Source organism: Streptomyces sp. NP160 (genome assembly GCF_006335115.1).
GTDB lineage: Bacteria > Actinomycetota > Actinomycetes > Actinomycetales > Quadrisphaeraceae > Quadrisphaera.
The window spans coordinates 1-209 of record NZ_VDMJ01000183.1 but is presented as its reverse complement, the minus strand read 5'-3'; the positions used below and the strand labels follow the sequence as shown (position 1 = coordinate 209).

1 protein-coding gene is annotated in these 209 nt (G+C 67.0%); it reads right to left on the bottom strand.

Features of this window, described 5'->3' with window-relative positions:
• Positions 1 to 209: FtsK/SpoIIIE domain-containing protein (locus tag FHN55_RS22415; protein WP_139714585.1), on the bottom strand; the 209-nt coding region annotated here is incomplete at both ends.

Sequence of the window (209 nt, the reverse complement as noted above, 5' to 3'; positions counted from 1 at the left end):
CGGCCTGGAGGGCGGACAGAGCCCGTTCCGCGAGTGAGTTGTCGAGGTCCGTCACGAGACCGACGACCTGGGGAGCGTCGACGAGCGGGCCGAAGGTGGCTCCGCCCTTGTAGTCGATGAGAAGTGCGGTGACGTCGCCAGGCCCGTTGAGTGTGAACAGGCCACGCAGGTAGGCGAGGAGGAACTCGGACTTGCCTGCACCCGTGGTG